Raw genomic sequence first — 15,374 nt, forward strand, 5'->3', positions numbered from 1 at the left:
CCGCCGCCCCATATGCGCGCCGCATCCGCCACACGAGGAACCCGGAACCCATGACCAAGGTCACCGTCGCCGCCACCCAGTTCGCCTGCGCCACCGGGTCGGAGGAGACCCTCGACAAGGCGGAAGCCATGGTCCGCAAGGCCCATGCGCAGGGCGCGCAGATCATCCTGCTGCAGGAACTGTTCGAGACGCCCTACTTCTGCAAGGACCAGGACCCGCGCTACTTCGCGCTCGCCCGCACGGTGGAAGACAACCCGGTGCTGGCCCGCTTCGCGGCGCTGGCCAAGGAGCTGGAGGTGGTGCTGCCGTTCAGCTTCTACGAACGCGCCGGCCAGGCCTTCTACAACTCGCTCGCCGTGCTCGACGCCGACGGCACCAACCTCGGCGTCTACCGCAAGAGCCACATCCCGCAGGGCCCGGGCTACGAGGAGAAATACTACTTCTCGCCCGGCGACACCGGCTTCAAGGTCTTCAAGACGGCCTACGCCACCATCGGCTGCGGCATCTGCTGGGACCAGTGGTTCCCGGAATGCGCCCGCTCCATGGCGCTGCTGGGCGCCGAGATCCTGTTCTACCCGACCGCCATCGGCTCCGAGCCGCACGACGCCAGCATCGACAGCATGCCGCACTGGCAGCGGGTGATGCAGGGCCATGCCGGCGCCAACGTGATGCCGCTGGTCGCCTCCAACCGCGTCGGCGCCGAGCAGGGCGCGTCCTGCGCGCTGACCTTCTACGGCTCGTCCTTCATCGCCGACCAGACGGGCGCCAAGGTCGCCGAGGCCGACCGCAGCGAGGAAACGGTGCTGACGGCCACCTTCGACCTGGAGCAGATCCGCGCCTACCGCGCCGCCTGGGGCCTGTTCCGCGACCGCCGCCCGGACCTCTACGGCGTCATCGCCGGCCTCGACGGCCGCACGGTGCGGTAACGACCGACGGGGAGCGGCGCCGGACGCCGCTCCCGCCCGATCCCTCAGCCGCCGAACAGCAGCGTGTCGAGCCCGCGCACCACGCCGGTCACGTCCTTCACCCGCCGCGCCGCGACCAGGGTGCCGTCGGCATAGATGGTGGCGTCGGCGCCGGCGTCGTGGGTGATCTTCAGGCGCGAATTGCCGACCGTGAACAGCGCGTCCACCGTGGCGGCGAAGCTCGGCAGGCGGACGGAATGGACCTGCACGCCGTTGATGGTGCCGCCGCGGGCCTCGCGCGAGCCCGTCACCTGGTCGAGCGGCAGGCCGAGATCCGGCCGGCGCACGTCGCCCAGGCGCTCCGCCAGTTCGCGGGCGGTGCCGGAGGGCGCGTCGGGCTTGGCGGCCTTGGCGTAGTCGATGATCTCGAAATTGGCGATATGCTGCGCGGCGATGAGGCTGAAGTGGCTGAGCAGCGCCGCCGTCAGGGCGAAGTTGCCCGACGCCACGACGCCCACGCCCTGCGCCCGCGCCGCCGCGTCGATCTCGGCATAGTCCTCGGCGGTCAGGCCCGAGGTGCCGACGACGGCCGCGACGCCCGCCGCCACCGCCGCCAGAACGTGCCCCTTCACAGCGCCCGGCTTGGTGTAGTCCACCAGCACGTCGGCCGGACCGGCGGCCAGCGCCTCCACCACCGTCGCGGCGACGGGCACGCCGACCGGTGCCCGGCCGAGCACTTCGCCCACGTCCCGCCCCGCCGCCGAGCGTGCCACGGCCCCCACCAGCGTGAGATCCTCGGCCGCGAGCACGGCATCCACCACGGCGCGGCCGGTCCAGCCGGTGGCACCGGCGACGATGATGCGGGTCATGGGCATTTTTCCTCGTCCGTTGATCACACCAGCAGCTTGAAGCGGAGCAGAGTGTCAGACAGGGTCGTCGCGGCCTCGGATCGCAGCTTCAGCATCAAGCCTTCCATGGCGTCCCAGTTTCCGTCCTGCATGTTCTTCTCGTACTCTTTCACGAGCTTGCCGGGCACGTTGATCTGGTTCTTGGCAGACGTCGAGAGGAAGGCGTCATAGACGGCCTGGGCATTGGCCGCCGTGATCTTGGCGCCCTTGCTCTTTTCGAGGAACAGGTAATTTTCGTAGGAGTCTTCCTTTTTCGCGTAGGCGACGAACTCCTTGTCCAGTTCCTTGTCCCGCTTCAGGCTGTCGATGTCCTTGATCTGGATCAGCCGGTTGCAGCGGTCCGCCAGCGCCTCGAAATCCTTCATGTCGATGGACTTGGTGCCCACCAGCATGAACTGCGCCATCTTGCTGATGTCGGCCGCGGCCTTGGTCGCGCTGCTCGGGATCAGCTTGTTCTTCTTGAAGGCCGCAGCAGACTTGTCGGCGGCGTCGATCGCCGCCATCAGCGCTTTGCGCAGCCCCTCCACCGACTTCTTGTACTCGGCCTGCGCCGTCTTGAACCCGTTGACGACGGCGCCCGGGCCCTTCTTGCGCACCTGCTGGGCGTCGAACACCGACCAGTCGACGGCGCCCCAGGCCTTCTCGCAGGCCTGCAGCGCTTCGCCGACGCCCGTCTTGCCCGCCATCTTGGCGAACGGGCCCTTCTTCTTCTGCCAGTCCTTGTTGGTCAGGACGGCGGGGTACTTGGTCAGGATGTCCGGAACGCTCATGGTGATTCCTCCCTCGGATCCAGCGCCAGCCAGCAATAAAGACCAGCCTGTGTTCGCCCCTAAGGTGGAGATCCACCACCTTCGAACGAACAAGAGGTAACCGCTCACCGGGAATATTTCAATACTGCAGCGCACCGGTTGGGCATAGGCCGCCCGCCGCCTACCACAGCAGCGCCATGACGCCCAGGATGGCGAAAATGGCCGCCGAGACGGCGCGCACCAGGGCCAGCGGAATGCGCCCCGCCGCCTTGTTGCCGACGATCACCACCGGCACGTTGGCGATCATCATGCCGAGCGTGGTGCCGAGGGTGACGAGCCACAGGTTCTGGAACTCGGCGGCGAGCGCGACCGTCGCGATCTGGGTCTTGTCACCCATCTCGACCAGGAAGAAGGTCACCAGCGTCGCCAGGAAGGGGCCGTACTTGGCCGCCCGCGGCTCGCCCTCGTCGTCGTCGAGCTTGTCGGGCACCAGCATCCACGCGGCCATGGCGAGGAAGCCGAGGCCGAGCACCCACTTCAGGATTTCGGGCCCCAGGAAGTCGGTGACCGCCACGCCGACCAGCGCGGCGGCGGCGTGGTTGAGCACGGTGGCGAGGAAGATGCCGAGGATGATGGGCACCGGCTTGCCCCAGCGGCAGGCCAGCACCAGGGCGAGCAGTTGGGTCTTGTCGCCGATCTCCGCCAGCGCCACGACACCCGTCGATACCAACAGTCCGTTCATTGGTCTTGTCGTCCACGGGGCCGGGCGGCGATCGACCATGACCGGACGCGCCCCCGCCCGGCCCCATGGAGCCCCGGAAGCGTCCGGTCAAAGGTCTCGCCAGGGCCGTTCTTCCGAACGGCCTGCCTGCGCCATGGGCCGGACGAACCGGCACCAAGTCTGTTGACGCGGGCCCCTCTCGCAATGGAGGGCGGCTACTCCCCGATGACGGGTCGGAGAGTAGCCCTTGCGCCCGTAATGTCAACCCCGTCGGGCGGCGGGCGGCGTCAGAACCGATCCTGCTCGGCACTGGCTGCGGCGGCTTCCTTCTCGCGCTGGCTTTCCTGGCGGCGCATGAACCACGCCGCGATCAGGATCGTCAACGCCGCCACCAGCACCAGCAGGGTCGCCAGCGCATTGATCTTCGGGCTGACGCCGAGACGCACCGAGGAGAACACCACCATGGGCAGGGTCGTCGACGACGGGCCGGAGGTGAAGGACGCCACCACCAGGTCGTCGAGCGACATGGTGAACGCCAGCAGCCAGCCGGCCACCAGCGCCGGGCTGATGATGGGCAGGGTGATGGCGAAGAACACCTTGGCCGGGCGGGCGCCCAGGTCGAGCGCCGCCTCCTCGATGCTCTCGTCCATCTGCGACAGGCGCGACTGGATGATGACGGCGACGAAGGCCATGGTGAAGGTGGCGTGGGCGATGGTGATGGTCGAAACGCCGCGCCCCTGCGGCACGCCGATCAGCCCCTCCAGCGCCACGAACAGCAGCAGCAGCGACAGGCCGGTGATGACTTCCGGCATCACCAGCGGCGCCGACAGCATGCCCGAGAACAGGGTGCGGCCCTTGAACCGCCCGAAGCGCGCCATCACCATGCCGGCGATGGTGCCGAGCGCCGTCGAGATGGTGGCCGAGAAGAAGGCCACCCGCAGCGACACCCAGGCGGCGTCCAGGATGTTGTCGTCGCGCAGCAGCTCGCCGTACCACTGGGTCGAGAAGCCCGACCACACGGTGACCAGCCTGTTCTCGTTGAACGAGTAGATGATGAGCAGCAGGATCGGCAGGTACAGGAAGGCGAAGCCGAACCCGAGGGCGGTGAGCAGGAAGAAGGATCGGTTGCGCATGGCCGTCACCTCTTCTCGCCTTTGGCCTGGTAGTGCTGGAAGATCATGATCGGCACCACCAGGAAGACCAGCATGGCGATGGCCACGGCGGATGCCACCGGCCAGTCGCGGTTGTTGAAGAACTCCGACCACAGCACGCGGCCGATCATCAGCGTCTCCGGCCCGCCCAGCAGGTCGGGGATGACGAACTCGCCGACCGCCGGAATGAACACCAGCAGCGACCCCGCCACGATGCCCGGCAGCGACAGCGGCAGGGTGACCGTCAGGAAGGTCTTCCACGGCCGGCAGCCCAGGTCGGCGGCGGCCTCCAGCAGCGTCTTGTCGAGCTTCTCGAGGTTGGCGTAGAGCGGCAGGATCATGAACGGCAGGTAGCTGTAGGTTATGCCGAGGTAGACCGAGAACTCGTTGTAGAGCAGCGGCAGCGGCTCGTTGATGATCCCGGTCCACATGAGGAAGTTGTTGAGGATGCCGTTGCTCTTCAGGATGCCGATCCAGGCGTAGACGCGGATCAGGAACGACGTCCAGAACGGCAGGATCACCAGCAGCAGCAGCACGTTGCGGGTCGACGGCTTGGCCCGGGCGATGCCGTAGGCCATGGGGTAGCCGACCAGCAGCGTCAGGATGGTGGAGACCGTCGCCATCTTCAGCGAGCCCAGGTAGGCCTCGATGTAGAGGGGGTCTTCCAGCAGGAACTGATAGTTGCCGATGGCCAGCGTGATGCGCAGGTAGGTGTCTTCCGCCCATTCCACCAACGGGGTGTAGGGCGGAATGCCGAGCTGGTACTCGGCGAAGCTGATCTTCGCGACGATGGCGAAGGGCAGCAGGAAGAACAGCAGCAGCCAGGTGTAGGGGATGGCGATCACCAGTCCCCGCCCGCCGCGCCGCAGCCGCGCCGACAGCCAGCGCCCGAGCCCGCCGGCGCGCGCCTCGCCGTCCGTGGGGGGCGCGGCGTCGGCCAGGCCGCCGTCGCGGAGGCCCGCGTCGTCGTCCATCACGCGCTCGCTCATTGCTGCACCACCACGGCGCTCTCGGGGCGCCAGTAGATCCAGACCTCGTCTTCCCAGGTGATCTCGGCTTCCGCCTGGCGGGTGACGTTGGGCACGGTCACCCGCACCACCTTGCCCGAGGTCAGCGTGACCATGTAGGTGGAGATGCCGCCGAGATACACGATGTCGGTCACCTTGCCGCGGTCGACGTTGTCGAGCTGGGTCGGCTGGTTCTTGGAGATGAAGACCTTCTCGGGTCGCACGGCCACCCACACCACCGATCCCTGGCGGCCGGAAATGCCGTGGCTGACGTAGATGCGGCTGCCGACCTCGGGGCTTTCGATGACCACGTAGTCGGGCTCGTCTTCCACCAGCGTGCCTTCGAACATGTTCACGCTGCCGAAGAACTCGGCGACGAAGCGGGAGTTCGGGTATTCGTACATGGCGTGCGGGTGGTCGACCTGCACGATTTCGCCGGCGTCCATGACCGCGACCCGGGTCGACATGGTCATGGCCTCTTCCTGGTCGTGGGTGACCATGATGAAGGTGACGCCCAGATTGTCCTGAATGTCGACCAGTTCGAGCTGGGTGCGTTCGCGCAGCTTCTTGTCGAGCGCCGACAGCGGCTCGTCGAGCAGCAGCACCTTGGGCCGCTTGGCGAGCGAGCGGGCGAGCGCCACGCGCTGGCGCTGGCCGCCGGACAGCTGGTGCGGCTTGCGCTTGGCGAAGCGCGACAGCTCGACCATGCGCAGCATCTCGTCGACGCGCGCCGCGATCTCGGCCCGGGGCAGGCCGTCCTGCTTCAGGCCGAAGGCGATGTTCTGTTCCACGGACATGTGGGGGAACAGGGCATAGGACTGGAACATCATGTTCACCGGCCGCTCGTAAGGCGGCAGGCCGACGACGTCCTGGCCGTCGATGAGGATGCGGCCCGAGGTCGGCTCCTCGAAGCCGGCGATCATGCGCAACAGCGTGCTCTTGCCGCAGCCAGACCCGCCGAGCAGGGAGAACAGCTCGCCCTGATGAATGGTCAGCGTGACGCCGTTGACGGCCGTGAAGTCGCCGAACTTCTTGACCACGTCCTGGATCTCGATGATCGGCTTCGTGTGCGTGCGCGTCGCCGCAGCCAGTGTCGTCATGATGTCTCTTGCTCTTCCATGCCCGGTTCTCTAACCGATCGGGGCGCCCCGGCCATTGCCGGGACGCCCCGTGTTCCTTCAGGCCGTCAGGCCCCGGTCTTGATCTTGTTCCAGGTCCGGGTGCGCAGGCGGTCCAGCTTCTGCGTCGCCGGCTTGTCGACGAACAGCTTCTGCTTCACCTCGTCGGTCGGGAAGATGGACGGGTTGTTCCAGATCTCCGGATCGACCACGTCCTTCGACGCCGGCACGGCGTTGGCGTAGGACACGTAGTTGGTGATGGCGCCCACGACCTGCGGCTGCAGGACGTAGTTGATAAACTTGTGGGCGTTCTCCGGGTGCGGCGCGTCGGCGGGGATCGCCAGCGTGTCGAACCACATCAGGGTGCCTTCCTTCGGGATCGCGTATTCGACCGTGAAGTCCTTGCCCGCCTCTTCGGCGCGCGCGGCGGCGATGAACACGTCGCCCGAGAAGCCCATGGCGACGCAGGCGTCACCGTTGGCGAGCGCGTTGATGTACTCGCTCGAATGGAACTTCTTGATGTAGGGGCGGATGCCGGCCCACAGCTCCTCGGCCTTCTTGTAGGCCTCCGGGTCGTCGGTGTCCGGGGCGTAGCCCAGGTAGGTCATGGTGATCGGGAAGATCTCCGACGGGCTGTCGAGCACGTAGATGCCGCAGTCGGCCAGCTTCTGCGCGTTCTCCGGCTTGAAGATCAGGTCCCACGACCCGACCGGCGCGTCCTCGCCGAGGGCGGCCTTCACCTTCTCGGGGATGTAGCCGAGGCCGTTGGTGCCCCACTGGTAGATGCCGGCGTGGGCGTTGCCCGGATCGTTGTTGGCCAGGCCCTTCAGCAGGTTCGGGTCGAGGTTCGCGAAATTCGGGATCTTCGACTTGTCGAGCGGCTGGACGATCTTGCCCTGGACGAAGCGGGCCAGGAAGGTCGACGTCGGCATGATCACGTCGTAGCCCGAGTTGCCGGCCAGCAGCTTGGCCTCCAGCATCTCGTTGCTGTCGTAGACGTCGTAGTTGACCTTGATCCCCGTCTCCTTCTCGAAGTTGGCGATCGTGTCCTCGGCGATGTAGTCCGACCAGTTGTAGACGTTCAGGACCTTCTCTTCCTCGGCCACGGCGCCACCGGCGAGGCCGGCAGCCATCGCCACACCGGCGACGAGGGAACGGGTGAGAACTCGCATCGTCAAAAGCCTCCTCAGCTTCGGGTCTGGGACCGGGTTTTCCCCGGCCTGTTCCGTGGTCGCTCGACCGCCACGAGGCGGCTGGCGGCGAGCCCTTCAGCCTCCTGGCAACCCGCAGTCATTGCAGCATTTTCCCACTGCCGCAAGTGACATGATTGCAGGGCGCACCCTGCCGTCCCCGGGCCGGAGCCCCGGCGCCGGAGACGGTCTTTCACGAGCCCGTCAGACGCCCGTCTTGATGCGGGCGAAGGTACGGGTCCGCAGCCGGTCGAGATCCTGCGACGCCGGCTTCACGGCGAACAGTTTCGCCATGATCTCCGGCGGCGGGTTGATGGAGGGGTTGGTGCGCACCGCCTCGTCCACCAGCGGCAGGCTCTCGGGCACGCCGTTGGCGTACCACACGTAGTTGGAGATGCCGGCCATGATGTCGGGCCGCAGCAGGAAGTCGATGAAGGCGTGGGCGTTTTCCGGGTGCGGCGCGTCCTTGGGGATGACCAGGGTGTCGAACCACACCATGGTGCCTTCCTTGGGGATGACGTACTCGATGTTCACGCCGTTCTTGGCTTCCTCGGCGCGGCTCTGGGCGATGAAGATGTCGCCCGAATAGCCCATGGCCATGCAGATGTCGCCGTTGGCGATGGCGTTGATGTATTCGGAGCTGTGGAACTTGCGGATGTAGGGGCGGATGGACAGCATCAGCTCCTCCGCCTTCTTGTAGTCCTCGGCGCTGGCCGAATTGGGGTCGAGGCCGAGGTAGGCCAGCGCCACCGGCAGCACCTCGAAGGCGCTGTCGAAGATGTAGATGCCGCACTCCGCCAGCTTCGAGGCGTATTCCGGCTTGAACAGCAGGTCGTAGCTGTCGAGCGGCGCGTCGGGGCCGAGGATCGCCTTGATCTTGTCGACGTTCAGCCCGAGGCCGTTGGTGCCCCACAGGTAGATGGCGGCGTGGGCGTTGCCCGGGTCGGCGCTGGTCAGCACCTCGAGCAACGCCGGGTCCTGCTTGCCCCAGTTGGGGATCTTGGCCTTGTCGAGCGGCATCAGGATGTCGGCCTGCACCTGGCGGGCCATGAAGGGCGAGGTGGGGACGACCACGTCGTAGCCCGACGAGCCGGAGAACAGCTTGGCCTCCAGCATCTCGTTGCTGTCGTAGACGTCGTATTGCACGGCGATGCCGGTCTCGGCCGTGAACTTCTCCAGCGTGTCTTCGCCGATGTAGTCCGACCAGTTGTAGACGTTCAGCACCTTGGGCTCGGCGGCCGTGGCGCCCGTCGCGGCGGCAGCCGTCATCGCGGCCAGGCAGACGCCGGCCGCCAGCAGGCGGGTAAAGGTCTTCATGCGGTGAACCTCCCAGTTCGCGAAGGATCCTCCCGTGGAGCCCTGTTTTCTGTGCCGTCGTCTTGCCGCGACGTGCCGTGGGCTTCCGTAACCTGTTCTACGTGCCGGCCGATTGTCGGTGTTTCAAGTGCCCCCGCGGTGCCGCCGGCCGTACGGCCCGCGGGGGTGAAGAAGAAGATGGTAGCAGAAAATTACAGCAGGCCGACGTCCTTGGCGGTCAGGTCGAGCACGCGGCGGATCTTGCCGACCATCTCGTCGACGTGGTCGCGCGTCACGATCAGCGGCGGCGACAGCACCATGGTGTCGTAGACACCGCGCATGATCAGCCCGTTGCGGAAGCTGTGGTCGCGGCAGAGCGTGCCGACCTTGCCGGCGTTCGGGAAGAACTCGTGCTTGGCCTTGTCCTTGATCAGCTCGATGCCGGCGATGAGGCCGATGCCGCGCACTTCGCCGACGATCGGGTGATCGCTCAGCTCGCGCAGGCGGCCCTGGAAGTAGGGGCCGATGTCGGAGCCGACGCGGTCGACGATGCCCTCGTCCTCCAGGATCTTCAGGTTGGCGAGCGCCACGGCCGAGGCCACCGGATGACCGGAGTAGGTGTAGCCGTGGTAGAACTCGCCGCCCTTCTCGATGAGCGTGTTCGCCACCCGGTCGCCGACCAGCACGCCGCCGATGGGCTGGTAGCCCGACGACAGGCCCTTGGCGATGGTCATCAGGTCGGGCTTGATGTCGAAGGTGAACGAGCCGAACCACGTGCCGGTGCGCCCGAAGCCGCAGATCACCTCGTCGGCGATGAGCAGGATGCCGTATTCATTGCAGATGCGCTGGATCTCGGCCCAGTACGTGCGCGGCGGATAGATGAGGCCGCCGGCGCCCTGGATGGGCTCGGCGATGAAGGCGGCCACCTTCTCCGGCCCGATCTCCTTGATCTTGTCTTCCAGCCACCCGGCGGCGCGGATGCCGAAGGCGTCCTCGTCCTCGCCCCAGCCCAGCTGGAAGTGGTGCGGCGGGTCGATGTGGGCGAAGCCCGGCAGCAGGCCCGACTGGGTGTGCATGGCCGACATGCCGCCGAGCGACAGCGCCGCGACCGTGGACCCATGGTAGCCGTTCTTGCGGCCGATGATGACCTGCCGCTCCGGCTGACCTTCCAGCGTCCAGTAGCGGCGCACCATGCGCACATTGGTGTCGTTGGCTTCCGAGCCGGAGCCGGCGAAGAACACATGGTTCATGCCCGGCGGCGCCAGTTCCACCAGCTTGCGGGCCAGTTCGGTGGCCGGCATGGTGGTGGTCTTGAAGAAGGTGTTGTAGTACGGCAGCTCCATCATCTGCTGATAGGCGGCCTCGGCCAGTTCCTTGCGCCCGTAGCCGACGTTGACGCACCACAGGCCGGCCATGCCGTCGAGGATCTGCTCGCCCTCGCTGTCCCACAGGTAGGGGCCGTCGGCCTTGACGATCAGGCGCGACCCTCCTTCCGAGGCGAGCGCCTTGAAGTCGGTGAAGGGGTGCATGTGGTGCGCCGTGTCGATCTGCTTCCACTGCTCGGTGGTGCGGTTGAAGGCCGTCAAGGCGGTCATGGTGGCTCCTGAGACGAAGGGCCCCGCGGGCCGTGTTGCGACTCGGTGTCCCGCTCGGCGGGCGTCCGTGGTGATTATTTTGAACACATCCGCGCGGGCCGGAAAAGCCGAAAAGTGCCCATTGCGCCGCACACCAAGGCGCAAATCCTTGTTCCGCAACCACTTGAGCGGTGAAAATCCTCCGACAGGCGCAGTCGGATCGCCGAACGGCAGCCCTGCGATGTTTTACACCCTGCTTGACAGCTCCCGTCGCGCGGGCATACCGAGAAACCATCTTCCCGCCCCACCACAGCGAGTCGCCCACCCCATGACGCTGCCGCCCCACACGCCGTCCTACTACGCCGCCTCGGCCAATCCCTTCCCGGAGCATCCTCCGCTCCAGGGGGAGGTGACCGCCGACGTCTGCGTGGTCGGCGGCGGCATGACGGGATGCTCGGCGGCGCTGCACCTGGCGGAGCGCGGCTACAAGGTGGTGCTGATCGAAAGCCAGCGCATCGGCTGGGGCGCGTCGGGCCGCTCGGGCGGGCAGCTCATCGCCGGCTACGCCACCGACATGAGCAACGTAGAGAAGCACGTCGCCCCGGAAGACGCCAAGACCCTGTGGGACATGAGCGTCGAGGCCATCGACTCGGTGAAGGAGCACGTCGCCCGCCACGCCATCGCCTGCGACTACCGGCCCGGCCACATCCACGTCGGCGTCAAGCCGCGCCACGAGCGCGAGCTGCACGACCTGGCGGAGGAATGGCAGCGCTACGGCTACGGCGGCCTGCAGTACCTGGACCGCGCCGCGGTACGCGAGCGGGTGGATTCGGAACGCTACACCTGCGGCCTCTACGACCCCGCCGGCGGCCACATCCATCCGCTCAACTACACCCTGGGCTTGGCCGCCGCCGCCGAGAAGGCCGGCGCCATGCTCTACGAGACGACGCCCATGGTGCGGTGGGAGAAGGGCGACCCGGCGGTGGTGGTGACGCCGCAGGGGCGGGTGACGGCCAAGTGGGTGGTCATGGCCGGCAACGCCTACCTGTGGGAGACGGAGCGCAAGCTCGGCCAGACCATCATGCCCGTCGGCACCTACATCCTGGCGACCGAGCCGCTGGGCGAGAATCGCGCCGCCAAGCTCATCCCGCAGAACGAGGCGGTGGCCGACATCCTGTTCGTGCTCAACTATTTCCGCCGCTCCGCCGACCACCGCATGCTGTTCGGCGGCAAGGTGAGCTATTCGCGCATCGACCCCGGCAACGTCGCCGAGTCCATGCGGCGGACCATGCTGCACTACTTCCCGCAGCTGTCGGACGTGAAGGTGGATTTCGCCTGGGGCGGCTACGTGGCGATCACGGTGAACCGCCTGCCGGACTTCGGCCGCCTCGCGCCCAACGTGATCTACGCCCAGGGCTTCTCCGGCCACGGCGTCGGCCTGACCACGCTCGCCGGCCGGCTGATGGCCGAGACGGTGGCGGGCCAGGCGGAACGCTTCGACCTCATCGGCCGCCTGCCGACCATCCCCTTCCCCGGCGGCACCCTGTTCCGCACCCCCGCCCTGGTCCTCGCCATGGCCTGGCGCCGCCTGCGCGACGCGCTGTGAGGGTGGTGGGGCGGGCCGGCGTGCGCCACCGCCCCTCGCCATCGCACGAAATTGTCATGGCCGGACTTGATCCGGCCATCCACGGCGTCCCCGGCGACGGCCGAGGGCTCCGTCTTCCACGGCACCCGCCAGGGGAGCCGTGGATACCCGGCTCAAGGCCGGGCATGACAAGGAAGGAAGAAAGGAAGGAAGGCGGCACGCGGGCGCCCCGCGCCCTCACCCGCCCGTGACGGGCGGGAAGAAGGCCACTTCGTCGCCGGCCTTCACCGCCGTCTGCAGCGTCGCGTAGTCCTGGTTCACCGCGCAGCGCAGCCGCGTCGTGTCGCCGAAGGCCTGGGCGTGCTTGTCGGAGCGGGCAGCCAGCCAGGCGATCAGGTCGGCGACCGTCTCGACGGACGGCGGCGGGTCGATGTCTTCGCGGCCGGTGCCGACGCCGTCGCGCAGCCAGGCGAAGTACAGAACGGTGATCATTCGCCGGCCTCCTTGTGCAGGTCCTGCTGCTGCATGGCCGCGCGCTCGGCGACGCGGGCCTCGGCGCGGCGGCGGTCGTTTTCCTTCATGTGGAACAGGCCGTGGGTCAGGTAGTCCCAGCCCGTCACCACGGTCATCAGCGCCGCCACCCACAGCGCCACCTCGCCGATCAGCGTCGCGGGAATGCCCCACGGCGCCGAATCGCCCAGGATGAGCAGCGTCAGCGCCACCAGCTGGAAGGTCGTCTTCCACTTGGCCAGCTTGGTGACCGGCATGCTCACCTGGATCTCGGCCAGGAACTCGCGCAGGCCCGACACCAGGATCTCGCGACAGAGGATGACCACCGCCGGCAGGTAGCTCCACACCGACAGCCCCTCGAAGCCGACCAGCATGAGCAGCACGGCGGCCACCAGCAGCTTGTCGGCGATGGGGTCGAGGAAGCGCCCGAACGAACTGACCTGGTTCCACCGCCGCGCCAGCCAGCCGTCGAACCAGTCGGTGACGGCGGCCGCGACGAACAGGCCGCAGGCGATCCACTGCGACAGGTCGCCGGGCACATAGAACAGAGCCACCACCGCCGGAATCGCGAAGATGCGCGACAACGTCAGGATGTTCGGCAGGGTATACAACGGCCGGTCCTCTTGCTGGCTGTCCCCGGGGGCGGACTGCGGCGCGATCTTAGCCGCCTTACCCCTCGGGATGGAAGTGATCATAGATCTTGCGGGCAAGTGCGGCGGAAATGCCGTCGACACTTTCGAGATCCTGCAGCGCCGCTTCCGACACCGCCCGCGCCGACCCGAAGTGGTGCAGCAGCGCCTTCTTGCGCGCCGCGCCGATGCCGCCGATGTCGTCCAGGCTCGACTTCTGGATGTCCTTGGAGCGCCGCGCCCGGTGGCCGCCGATGGCGAACCGGTGGGCCTCGTCGCGCAGCCGCTGCAGGAAATACAGCACCGGGTGGTTGGGCGGCAGCTGGAAGGGCGCGCGGTCGGCCATGAAGAAGCGCTCGCGGCCGGCGTTGCGGTCCGGCCCCTTGGCGATGGACACCAGCGCCACGTCCTCGACGCCCAGTTCGGCGAAGACCTCGCAGGCAACGGTCAGCTGGCCCTGGCCGCCGTCCACCAGCACCAGGTCGGGCCACTGGCCGCGGTCGCGGTCGGGGTCGTCGCGCTGGGCGGCCTTGAAGCGGCGCGTCAGCACCTCGCGCATCATGCCGTAGTCGTCGCCCGGCGCCACCGGCCCCTTGATGTTGAACTTGCGGTAGGCATTCTTCATGAAGCCTTCCGGCCCCGCCACGATCATGCCGCCGAGCGCATTGGTGCCCTGGATGTGGCTGTTGTCGTAGACCTCCACCCGCTCGGGCGTGCGGTCCATGCCGAACACCTCCGCCACGCCGTCCAGCAGCTTGCGCTGGGCGGAGCTTTCCGCCAGCCGGCGGCCGAGCGCCTCGCGGGCGTTGCGTTCGGCGGTCGCCACCATGGCGGCGCGGTCGCCGCGCTTGGGGATGTGGATGCGCACGCGGCGGCCGGCCTTGGACGTCAGCGCCTCGGTCATCAGGGCTTCCTGCGGCAGGGCGTGGCTGAGCAGTAGTTCCTTCGGCGGGTCCTTGTTGTCGTAGAACTGGCCGATGAAGGCCTCCAGCACCTCGCCCGGCTCGGCGTCCTGGCTGTGGGCCGGGAAGTAGGCGCGGTTGCCGTAGTTCTGCCCGGCGCGGAAGAAGAACACCTGCACGCAGGCCTGGCCGCCCGCCTGGTGGATGGCCATGACGTCGGCGTCGGCGGCGTCGGGCAGGTTGACCTCCTGGTGCGCCTGGATGCGCGTCAGCGCCCGGATGCGGTCGCGGTACATGGCCGCTTCCTCGAACTCCAGGTTCTCCGACGCCGTCTCCATGCGGCGCGCCAGCTCGCGCTGCACGCGCGCGCTTTCGCCCGACAGGAAGGCTCGTGCCTCCTCCACCAGCTCGCGGTAGGTGTCGCGCGGGATGCGCTCGACGCAGGGGGCGGAGCAGCGCTTGATCTGGAACAGCAGGCACGGCCGGGTGCGGCTGCCGAACACGGCGTCGGAGCACGAGCGCAGCAGGAAGGCCTTCTGCAGGTGGGCGAGCGTCTGGTTGACGGCGCCGGCGCTGGCGAAGGGGCCGAAGTACTGGCCCTTCAGCGACCGCGCCCCGCGATGCTTGACGATCTGCGGATAGTCATGCCCGTCGGTGACGACGACGTAGGGGAAGCTCTTGTCGTCGCGCAGCAGGATGTTGTACCGCGGCTTCAGGCGCTTGATGTAGTTGCTCTCGAGGAGCAGCGCCTCGACCTCGGTATTGGTGACGACGATCTCCATGGCCGCCGTCTCGGTGACCATGCGCTGCAGCCGCATGGGCAACTGGCCGATGCGGGTATAGGCGACGACGCGCTTCTTCAGGCTTTTCGCCTTGCCGACGTAGAGCACGTCGCCGCGCGCATTCATCATGCGGTAGACGCCGGGCTTGTCGGGCAGCGTCTTCAGCGTGCGCACGATGACGGCGACGCCGGGATGGGGGGCATCCGCCGCGTCCTCGGCGGTCACGGCCGTCTGGTCCACGCGGATGGTCGCCGCGGGGTCCACCAGCGCGGCGGCGGTCTCTTTCGGATCACGGGTCGGGGCGGTCATGGCTGCAACTTCGGGCAGGACGGAACGCGGGTCAACGG

The 15,374-nt window shown here is 67.6% G+C and carries 14 protein-coding genes and 1 riboswitch; of the genes, 2 read left to right on the forward strand and 12 right to left on the reverse strand.

Annotated features, from left to right (window positions below; translation table 11 throughout):
- The first annotated feature begins 50 nt into the window (after positions 1 to 50).
- A complete protein-coding gene (gene aguB / locus CRP50_RS10520; RefSeq protein WP_097279119.1) occupies positions 51 to 926 on the forward strand; it encodes an N-carbamoylputrescine amidase in 876 nt (291 codons plus the stop codon).
- Between the two features lie 44 nt (positions 927 to 970).
- On the opposite strand, the gene dapB is transcribed toward aguB, so the two are convergent.
- The 9 genes from dapB to CRP50_RS10565 all read right to left on the reverse strand — a co-directional run bounded on the left by dapB (position 971) and on the right by CRP50_RS10565 (position 10,640).
- Complete coding sequence (gene dapB / locus CRP50_RS10525; protein WP_097279120.1) at positions 971 to 1,774, reverse strand: 4-hydroxy-tetrahydrodipicolinate reductase; 804 nt, start codon at positions 1,772 to 1,774, stop codon at positions 971 to 973.
- Positions 1,775 to 1,797: 23 nt separating this feature from the next.
- Entirely contained in the window at positions 1,798 to 2,583 is a 786-nt protein-coding gene (locus CRP50_RS10530) for a hypothetical protein (protein WP_097279121.1), read from the reverse strand.
- A gap of 160 nt (positions 2,584 to 2,743) precedes the next feature.
- On the reverse strand, positions 2,744 to 3,304 hold the full coding sequence (locus CRP50_RS10535; RefSeq protein ID WP_097279122.1) for a TMEM165/GDT1 family protein: 561 nt from the start codon (positions 3,302 to 3,304) through the stop codon (positions 2,744 to 2,746).
- A gap of 102 nt (positions 3,305 to 3,406) precedes the next feature.
- Positions 3,407 to 3,519, reverse strand: a riboswitch (yybP-ykoY riboswitch).
- Between the two features lie 51 nt (positions 3,520 to 3,570).
- Entirely contained in the window at positions 3,571 to 4,416 is an 846-nt protein-coding gene (locus CRP50_RS10540; RefSeq protein ID WP_097279123.1) for an ABC transporter permease subunit, read from the reverse strand.
- A 5-nt stretch (positions 4,417 to 4,421) separates the two neighbouring features.
- The gene (locus tag CRP50_RS10545; RefSeq protein ID WP_245913434.1) at positions 4,422 to 5,423 is read right to left on the reverse strand and encodes an ABC transporter permease subunit; all 1,002 of its coding nucleotides are present in this window, start codon (positions 5,421 to 5,423) and stop codon (positions 4,422 to 4,424) included.
- On the reverse strand, positions 5,420 to 6,541 hold the full coding sequence (locus CRP50_RS10550) for an ABC transporter ATP-binding protein (RefSeq protein WP_097279124.1): 1,122 nt from the start codon (positions 6,539 to 6,541) through the stop codon (positions 5,420 to 5,422). Before CRP50_RS10550 ends, CRP50_RS10545 begins: the two co-directional genes overlap by 4 nt.
- An 86-nt stretch (positions 6,542 to 6,627) precedes the next feature.
- Positions 6,628 to 7,731, reverse strand: a complete 1,104-nt coding sequence (locus tag CRP50_RS10555) for a polyamine ABC transporter substrate-binding protein (RefSeq protein WP_097279125.1) — start codon at positions 7,729 to 7,731, stop codon at positions 6,628 to 6,630.
- 222 nt (positions 7,732 to 7,953) lie between these two features.
- The gene (locus CRP50_RS10560; protein WP_097279126.1) at positions 7,954 to 9,066 is read right to left on the reverse strand and encodes a polyamine ABC transporter substrate-binding protein; all 1,113 of its coding nucleotides are present in this window, start codon (positions 9,064 to 9,066) and stop codon (positions 7,954 to 7,956) included.
- A gap of 191 nt (positions 9,067 to 9,257) precedes the next feature.
- Positions 9,258 to 10,640 carry an aspartate aminotransferase family protein gene (locus CRP50_RS10565; protein WP_097279127.1) on the reverse strand — a complete coding sequence of 461 codons (1,383 nt, stop codon included), beginning with the start codon at positions 10,638 to 10,640 and terminating at the stop codon, positions 9,258 to 9,260.
- A gap of 307 nt (positions 10,641 to 10,947) precedes the next feature.
- On the opposite strand from CRP50_RS10565, the gene CRP50_RS10570 reads away from it, so the two are divergent.
- A complete protein-coding gene (locus tag CRP50_RS10570) occupies positions 10,948 to 12,225 on the forward strand; it encodes an NAD(P)/FAD-dependent oxidoreductase (protein ID WP_097279128.1) in 1,278 nt (425 codons plus the stop codon).
- A gap of 216 nt (positions 12,226 to 12,441) precedes the next feature.
- Here the strand turns inward: CRP50_RS10570 and moaD are convergent, their stop codons facing one another.
- The 3 genes from moaD to uvrC are packed head-to-tail and all read right to left on the reverse strand — an operon-like array spanning position 12,442 to position 15,336.
- Complete coding sequence (moaD, locus tag CRP50_RS10575; RefSeq protein ID WP_176525121.1) at positions 12,442 to 12,696, reverse strand: molybdopterin converting factor subunit 1; 255 nt, start codon at positions 12,694 to 12,696, stop codon at positions 12,442 to 12,444.
- On the reverse strand, positions 12,693 to 13,325 hold the full coding sequence (pgsA, locus tag CRP50_RS10580; protein WP_245913435.1) for a CDP-diacylglycerol--glycerol-3-phosphate 3-phosphatidyltransferase: 633 nt from the start codon (positions 13,323 to 13,325) through the stop codon (positions 12,693 to 12,695). Before pgsA ends, moaD begins: the two co-directional genes overlap by 4 nt.
- Positions 13,326 to 13,383: 58 nt before the next feature.
- The gene (gene uvrC, locus CRP50_RS10585) at positions 13,384 to 15,336 is read right to left on the reverse strand and encodes an excinuclease ABC subunit UvrC (RefSeq protein ID WP_097279130.1); all 1,953 of its coding nucleotides are present in this window, start codon (positions 15,334 to 15,336) and stop codon (positions 13,384 to 13,386) included.
- Positions 15,337 to 15,374: the final 38 nt, after the last annotated feature.

Origin of the sequence: Caenispirillum bisanense (genome assembly GCF_900230255.1) — a bacterium.
Taxonomy (GTDB): Bacteria; Pseudomonadota; Alphaproteobacteria; order Rhodospirillales; family Rhodospirillaceae; genus Caenispirillum; species Caenispirillum bisanense_A.

Coding starts and splice junctions, on each gene's coding strand:
- CRP50_RS10540 (WP_097279123.1), bottom strand. CDS start 4,416: ATGCGCAACCGATCCTTCTTCCTGCTCACCGCCCTCGGGTTCGGCTTC.
- CRP50_RS10530 (WP_097279121.1), bottom strand. CDS start 2,583: ATGAGCGTTCCGGACATCCTGACCAAGTACCCCGCCGTCCTGACCAAC.
- aguB (WP_097279119.1), top strand. CDS start 51: ATGACCAAGGTCACCGTCGCCGCCACCCAGTTCGCCTGCGCCACCGGG.
- CRP50_RS10535 (WP_097279122.1), bottom strand. CDS start 3,304: ATGAACGGACTGTTGGTATCGACGGGTGTCGTGGCGCTGGCGGAGATC.
- CRP50_RS10565 (WP_097279127.1), bottom strand. CDS start 10,640: ATGACCGCCTTGACGGCCTTCAACCGCACCACCGAGCAGTGGAAGCAG.
- CRP50_RS10550 (WP_097279124.1), bottom strand. CDS start 6,541: ATGACGACACTGGCTGCGGCGACGCGCACGCACACGAAGCCGATCATC.
- CRP50_RS10560 (WP_097279126.1), bottom strand. CDS start 9,066: ATGAAGACCTTTACCCGCCTGCTGGCGGCCGGCGTCTGCCTGGCCGCG.
- CRP50_RS10555 (WP_097279125.1), bottom strand. CDS start 7,731: ATGCGAGTTCTCACCCGTTCCCTCGTCGCCGGTGTGGCGATGGCTGCC.
- CRP50_RS10570 (WP_097279128.1), top strand. CDS start 10,948: ATGACGCTGCCGCCCCACACGCCGTCCTACTACGCCGCCTCGGCCAAT.
- dapB (WP_097279120.1), bottom strand. CDS start 1,774: ATGACCCGCATCATCGTCGCCGGTGCCACCGGCTGGACCGGCCGCGCC.
- uvrC (WP_097279130.1), bottom strand. CDS start 15,336: ATGACCGCCCCGACCCGTGATCCGAAAGAGACCGCCGCCGCGCTGGTG.
- CRP50_RS10545 (WP_245913434.1), bottom strand. CDS start 5,423: ATGAGCGAGCGCGTGATGGACGACGACGCGGGCCTCCGCGACGGCGGC.
- moaD (WP_176525121.1), bottom strand. CDS start 12,696: ATGATCACCGTTCTGTACTTCGCCTGGCTGCGCGACGGCGTCGGCACC.